General features: G+C 55.4%; 5 protein-coding genes. 4 read left to right on the top strand and 1 reads right to left on the bottom strand.

The window, feature by feature from the left end; translation table 11 throughout:
• A partial coding sequence (locus ABX962_RS29315) for a sulfatase-like hydrolase/transferase (protein WP_372724831.1) occupies positions 1–674 on the bottom strand: 674 nt, incomplete at its 3' end.
• 147 nt (positions 675–821) lie between these two features.
• On the opposite strand from ABX962_RS29315, the gene ABX962_RS29310 reads away from it, so the two are divergent.
• From ABX962_RS29310 to ABX962_RS29295, 4 genes are all read left to right on the top strand, one after another.
• A complete protein-coding gene (locus ABX962_RS29310; protein WP_372724829.1) occupies positions 822–1,676 on the top strand; it encodes a hypothetical protein in 855 nt (284 codons plus the stop codon).
• A gap of 105 nt (positions 1,677–1,781) precedes the next feature.
• Entirely contained in the window at positions 1,782–2,015 is a 234-nt protein-coding gene (locus ABX962_RS29305) for a DUF3311 domain-containing protein (RefSeq protein ID WP_372724827.1), read from the top strand.
• Positions 2,012–3,697, top strand: coding sequence for a sodium:solute symporter (locus ABX962_RS29300; RefSeq protein WP_372724825.1), 1,686 nt, complete (start codon positions 2,012–2,014; stop codon positions 3,695–3,697). Before ABX962_RS29305 ends, ABX962_RS29300 begins: the two co-directional genes overlap by 4 nt.
• Before the next feature lie 9 nt (positions 3,698–3,706).
• The coding region (locus ABX962_RS29295) for an SLC13 family permease (protein ID WP_372724824.1) at positions 3,707–5,313 on the top strand (1,607 nt) is incomplete at its 3' end.

Genomic DNA, 5,313 nt, shown 5'->3' with positions numbered 1-5,313 from the left:
GTTTTGATGAAATCCACCGCCCGCTCGGTGAATTGTTTTGTCATCTGTTCCTGGTCCTCAGGTTGGATGTTGGGGTTCACGATTTCGTAGCCCTGCTCTCGTGTCGCCGAGATCATCGGCAACTTGGGCCACGGCGATTTTGCGGCGGGGTTTTTCTCGCGTTTGGTCAGGAAGTCAGGGTGAAGCGGCCACATGTCGTTGCTGTAGGGGATGCCATAATACTGGTCGAAACCGTGGGCGGTGGGCAAAAACTTGGGGTGATGTCCGAGGTGCCATTTGCCGAAGATCGCTGTTGCGTAGCCTTTCGATTTGCAAACCTCGGCTAGCGTCGTTTCCGCAGCGCTAATGCCAATTTCGGACTTGGGCCCAAGTGCCCCCGAGATGCCGACGCGGCGGTGGTAGCAGCCCGTCATCAGCGCGGATCGCGATGCGGAGCAAACCGCAGATGACACGACAAAATCAGTGAAACGACGACCTTCGGCGGCCATCCGATCTAAATTCGGAGTCGGATACTTCGTATCACCAAACGGATGAATGTCGGCATATCCCATGTCGTCAATGAAGATCACAACGACGTTGGGCGGGTTTGATTGCGTTTGAGCCAACACCGGCGTTGACAACGTGAGCGTCCACAGGAAAAGGGAGCAAGCTAATCGAAGAGCGAGTCGTCTCATGTTGGTCACGCAGCAATGTAGGAGGAGGGATTTTTCGGAGAGATTAACCCGCGATTTCGCAGGCTCGATCGGGAACAGTATAGTTTCGATACACTCGATTGTGTTGGTATTGTATTCTGCACAGCCCTTCTCTCGTTTGTTTTTGACATGACTTCTTCGCCATCCCCGATCGCTCACGTTCACTTCGAGCGGAACCAATGCACACGCGGTGACCGAGATGCCTTTTCGGGGCATCGGCGTCAAGTCACAGAGCTGATTGCAAACACCGCAAGTGCATCACATCGCCGACTTTGTTTGCTTGGGGTTGGCAACGGGAACGATGTCGATTTGGAATTCTTGGCGAGCCATTTTGACGAGATTTGTTTGGTCGATCTCGATGCTGCCGCACTGCAGCAGTGTGTCGATGGTTTGTCCATGACGGCTGCCAGCCGAACGACGCTCCGCGACGGAGTCGATCTGTCGTGCATCCTTTCGCAGCTCGATTTGCTGCATGCTGAACCGTCGGTATCGGAGCAAACGCTCGATGATTTGGCATTGCTGGCTCGCGATTTACCGCCCCAGATCGATCTTGGCCAATGGGATGTTGTGGTTTCGACCTGTTTGTTGTCACAGTTGGTCGATTCGGTCTTCATTGCGGTCGGGGCGGGCCACCCGCGTTCCGCTGATTTGGTGGTGGCGGTTCGTGATGGCCACTTGGCCCAGCTCGCTGCTCTGGCTGGCGATCGCGGGAAAATTCTGCTGATTACCGATTTTGTTTCTTCAGATACATTGCCTGAGTTGCGACACGTCTCTGCGGATCAACTTCAATCGCTGGTGCATCAAGCCGTTGCGAATCGCAACTTCTTTACCGGGTTAAATCCCGCAGTGTTATTGCATCGGTTGCAGAAAGACAGTGTTTTGGTGAAGCCGTACCCCGTATGGCGGTGGAGTCTGGGGCCTCGCTGTTTTGCCGTTTGTGCTCTCGAAACGATCAGCGGGCTTCCATTGCGGGACAAAAAATAGTGGCTGGGTACGGCATCTTATTCCCGCTAGGAATTCGACTACAATGCGAAGCTCAAATTCACCCTCCTTCTGTACTCGCTGCCCATCCAACCTAGAGTGCGTGTCATGAAATATCTTATTTGGGGCCTCGTTCTCTTCTTGGTGGTGATCCACCAAGATGTCTGGAATTGGGGCAACGACCGATTGGTTTTCGGTTTTCTGCCCTTCACGCTTGCCTATCATGCCGGAATTTCGATCGCGGCAAGTGTGGTTTGGTTCCTGGCCGCAAATTTTGCTTGGCCTCAGCACCTCGAAGATGACGCAATGTCGGCCACGGAAACCGAGGAGAGTGCAGTATGAGTCCCGGAATGATCAAAGTCACCATCATTAGTGTGTACCTGGGAATGTTGCTGTTCCTGGGGCTGTTTTCGTCGCGTTTATTCAAAGGAACGTCGAAAGATTACATGCTGGCGAGCCATTCAATTGGCCCCTTCCTGCTGCTGATGTCGCTGTTCGGTACCACGATGACCGGTTTTGCACTGGTGGGATCCACCGGCGAGGCCTTCTCCGAAGGCGTGGGGGTCTACGCCATGCTGGCCTCCTCTTCGGGGATTATCCACTCGCTGTGCTTTTTCGTGCTGGGCGTAAAACTGTGGTCGTGGGGTAAGAAATATGGATACACCACTCAGGTTGGATTCTTTCGCGACCGCTTGGAAAGCAACAACATCGGTTTGGTGTTGTTCCCCATCCTTGTCGCCCTGGTTGTTCCCTATTTGTTGGTCGGCGTCGTGTCGGCAGGAAAGGCGATTGAAGGAGCGACTCGTGGCGATTTTCCGGGCCTAACCGAAAACGGCGGGATTCCTCCGTGGTTGACCGAGTTGGTGATTTGCGTGGTCGTATTGATCTACGTTTTCTTTGGCGGCATGCGAGGCACGGCGTGGGCGAATACGTTTCAAACGATCGTGTTTATGATCCTGGGCGTTGTCGCGTTCTATTTGATCGCAACCAACCTTGCCGAAAAATCGGTTGCCGACGGACGTGCCCATGAAATGCGGGACGGTGAAAGGGTCGTTCGCACCGAACCTCCGACCGGGTTTATGGACTCCTTGCATATTGTCAGCCAAGAGATACCAAGGGCGAGACGTGTGCGAGCCGAAGTGACGCTGTCGGATCAGATTGAATCGGTCGAGGCGCCTGCTCAGTTTCGGACCCGCGAGAAAATGGATCCGTGGTTGTTCTTTACCTACATGTTGATCCCCTTTTCGGTGGGCATGTTCCCTCACTTGTTCCAGCACTGGTTGACTGCCAAAAGTGGTCGTGCGTTCAAGTTGCCGGTCGTCGTCCACCCGGTATTCATTCTGATTGTTTGGATTCCCTGTGTGTTGATCGGGGTCTGGGCCACCAGCGGACTGATCAACATTCCGCCGCCGATTGCGGCGGAGCCAAACAAAGTGCTCGGTTTTATGGTCAAGTCGCTCTCGGGCGATGTCCTCGGTGGCTTTTTGTTGGCCGGGATTCTGGCTGCAATTATGTCCAGCCTGGATAGTCAATTCCTCTGCATCGGAACCATGTTCACGACCGATATCGTCGTCCACTATGCCGGCAAAGACCGCTTTTCGGATCGACAAATCGTGCTGATCTCGCGATGCTTTATCGTTGCCGTCGTCGCAATCACCTACGTGCTTAGTTTGACCGACGTGGCTCAGGCACGCGTGTTCCAGTTAGGCATTTGGTGCTTCAGTGGATTTAGTAGCCTGTTCCCATTGGCGTTGTTGGCGGTGTATTGGCCTAAGCTGACCAAATGGGGCGCCTATGCGGGTGTCATCACTGCGTTTGCAACTTGGTGTGTGCTGTTTGCCCAGTCGGATTTCGCGAAGATCGAGAATTGGTCCGTCGATATCCCTTGGGGTGACGATGTGATTCGCACGATGCCCGTCGCCACGATGTTCCTGGCATCGGCGATTGCGACGATTGTCGTCTCGCTGATGACAAAACCGCCGAGTGATGCGACGCTACAAAAGTTTTTTCCTGAGCGAGCGTAGTTCGTATCCATGGTGACTTGGGAAGCGTGGTTGACCGTCATCATCGCTGGCTCGCTGCTGGTGTGTCTCGCGATGCGTGTGGCGGCAACCGACTTGCTGGCTTTGATGTTCCTGGGGCTGATTATGTTAGCCCAGGAAATCAGTGGATCGCCGTTGTTGCCGACTGCCGAAGAAGCGGTCGCGGGCTTCGGTAACAAAGGGCTAATTACTGTCGCTCTACTGTTTGCGGTGGTCGCAGGGCTCGAGTTTACCGGTGGCACTGAACTTGCCACCGGATGGTTGCTTAGCAAGGCCCGGAATCTGTTCGGGGCGCAGGTGCGACTGCTTGTCCCGGTCGCGGCGCTGAGTGGTTTTTTGAATAACACCCCGTTGGTTGCCGCGTTGATGCCGGTCGTTTCTGACCTCAGCAAACGGGTCTCCGTCAGTAGCAGTCGATTGCTGTTGCCGCTGTCGTATGCCGCGATTCTTGGCGGCATGTGCACGATCATGGGAACCAGCACCAATCTGATCATCAAAGATAAATACGAGCAGCTCAACGGCAACCAGATGGCGTTCTTTGAGCCCGCCGCCGTAGGTGTTCCCGCGGCCATTGTGGGGTTGATCTATATCATTGGTTGTTCCCGCTGGTTGCTGCCCGAGCGACAAGCGGCCGTCAGCGTTTCGGATGACCCGCGACAATACACGGTCGAAATGGAAGTCGATCCGTCCGGTCCGCTGGTGGGACGCACGCTGCAAGAGGCCGGGCTGCGGCATTTGCCCGGCTTGTACGTGGCCGAAATTCAGCGTCACGATGGGATCATTGCGGCCGCCAAGCCGAATGAGGTCTTACGCGCCGATGATGTTTTGATTCTCGTTGGTGCCCTCGATAGCGTCGTCGATATGCGAAAAATCCGAGGCTTGACCATTCCCGACGATCAGGCGCGAAAACTGCGAGTGCCAACGTGGCAGCGGACGCTTGTCGAAGCGGTCGTCAGTTCGCGTTGTGCCCTGCTGGGCAAGACCATTCGCGAAGGCAAGTTTCGCTCGCACTACAACGCGGCCGTGGTCGCGGTTGCCCGTGGTGGTCGTCGGTTGACCGGCAAGATCGGGGATGTGCGGTTGGAAGTCGGCGACGTGTTGCTGTTGGAAGCATCGCCATCGTTTTTGCATCGCCGTCGCGAATCGCATGACTTTTATCTGGTCAGCACCGTCGAAAAGGGAGCGGTTCGTCGTCCCGAGCTCGCTTGGTTGTCGATCGGTGTCATGCTCGCCATGGTGGTTGCTGCGACGCTCAGTCCCGTTTCGATCATGACGTCGGCGCTAATCGCTGCGATTGCGATGATCGCATTCCGCTGCTGCACTACTTCCGAAGCACGCCGCAGTATCGATTGGTCGGTGCTGATCGTGATCGGAGCGGCGATCGGAATTGGGGAATCGCTCGAGCAGAGCAAGGCAGCCGACGCCATCGCTAACGGCATGCTCAGCATCGCCCAAGGCGGCAATCTTGGTTCGTTGGCAGCGATCTTTATCGCCACGATGATCTGCACGGAACTGATCACCAATAACGCAGCGGCGGTGTTGATGTTTACCATTGCGGTCAGCACGGCAGGCAAATTGGGGGTCGATCCGGCTCCCTT

It is taken from the genome of Novipirellula sp., from assembly GCF_041583735.1.
GTDB lineage: Bacteria > Planctomycetota > Planctomycetia > Pirellulales > Pirellulaceae > Novipirellula.
The sequence above is the reverse complement of the archived record's forward strand: the minus strand, read 5'-3'. Positions and strand labels throughout refer to the sequence as shown.